The following is a 1,587-nucleotide window of genomic DNA, read 5'->3' as shown; positions in this document are numbered from 1 at the left end:
GGGGAGCCGCTGCATTATATCTTCCGTCATAATGGCGTGGATATCCGGTTTTCCCCGGATACCGGGGGATTGACCGGGACCCCGATCACGCCCATGCATCTGCGCTTTGCCGATTTCGATCCGGTTGCAAGCGCACGGGCCGCCGAGCGACGCAAGCGGATGGTCGACCGGATACAGGCGGATTTCGCCCGGGAACTGGAACACCGGCCCCGCAAGGCGATCGAGGCGGCAGTGGAACATGCCATGCAGAGGTTCGAAGCCTACGGTTTCCACAAACACGCCTATCTGCATTTCTTCGCGGCCTGGACGGTGTTCTATGGGCCGGATTTCGAAAAGCGGGATCCGGCAGGCAGGCTGGAAGAGATTTGTCACTCGCCTGCCCCGGAAACCGAACGGTTCAAGGCATTCCGTGACCGCTTCGACAGCTTCTCGCTGAAGGCCGCCTGAGATGTCGCCCCGCTTGCCGCCTGATCCCGCCGAAATCTCGATGCGCTCCGAGCGCAGCGCCTTTGCCGAGGCAATCCCGCCTGGCGATGTAACAGCGCCCTGCCGGGGGCCGGTCTGCGTCCATGCCTATTATGATGATCCGTGGAAAACCCCGGTGATAATAGCGCCATTGCGGATCACGGATCAGGATGGCGTTCTGACCGATGGCGAACTCCACACACAAAGCCTGACCAGCTTCGGGATGCAGGATGGCGATGACGGGGTTCCCGGCATTTACCCGGAACTGGGCCGTCAGACCTATAATGACGCAAAACGCGGGGCGGTCACCGCCGAACTGGTGCAGGATCCCTCCGCTGCTGCGGAAATCACGCGGCTGGAAGCCGAGATCATCGAGGCCCTGCGCGGCTTTGCGGCCAGCATGGAAACCGCGCTTGAGCCCTGGCTTCTGGAATGGAAGCGGACCGGCTGGCTTGGTGCGGCCAAGTCGCTGTTCACAGGCGCCGTGGAGGGGGTCGCCGCATGGTGGGAAGGCGAAGGCGATTTATGGGCGTCCATCTGGGAATGGATTTCCAGCCTTCCGGAACTGGCAAGCGATGCCTGGGACAGCATGAGCGCAGGGGCAAAGGCTCTGTGGGAGAATAAGGACAAGATACTCCAGATTTTGCAGGATATGGCAGAGGGTGCTGCCGCGGCGGTCAGGACCGGGCTTGAAGCACTCTTGGCATTGGCCGAGCAATTCCCGGATCTGGATGAGATCGTGGACACGTTGCGGCAGTTGGTGCGCAACAGTGCCCATTGGATGAACGCCATGCATGAGCTGGCGCAGACGCAGGTTCTCAACGTCCTGGGTTCCACGATGCTGGCCGTGCTGATGGCGAGCACGCCGAATTTCTGGACCGAGATGGTCGGCAAGGTGGGCGGGTTCCTGATCCCGGAAATCCTGCTGGGCATCCTGTTCGGGATCCTTGCCGTGTTCACTGGTGGAACCGCCGGGCCGGTACTGATGGCGCGGTTGCTGGCATTTACCCGGAAAGTCCATCAATTGCTGGCAAGCGCCGGAGCGGCCACGGCCCGGGTTGCCGCGCAGATCTTCGACTTCATGAGCACCATCAGCGGGAAGCTGATCGATCTCATCAGGGC

2 protein-coding genes are annotated in these 1,587 nt (G+C 61.6%); both read left to right on the top strand.

Annotation, left to right across the window (positions count from 1 at the left end):
- On the top strand, positions 1 to 447 hold a 447-nt coding region (locus Q0601_RS24590; protein WP_305292840.1), incomplete at its 5' end, for a hypothetical protein.
- Position 448: 1 nt separating this feature from the next.
- Positions 449 to 1,587 (top strand): hypothetical protein (locus tag Q0601_RS24585; RefSeq protein WP_305292838.1); only part of this gene is annotated, 1,139 nt, incomplete at its 3' end.

This window comes from Paracoccus wurundjeri, assembly GCF_030678915.1.
In the GTDB taxonomy this organism is placed as follows: Bacteria; Pseudomonadota; Alphaproteobacteria; order Rhodobacterales; family Rhodobacteraceae; genus Paracoccus; species Paracoccus onubensis_A.
Note: the sequence above shows the minus strand (reverse complement) of the source record. Positions and strands in the feature narration are given on the sequence as shown.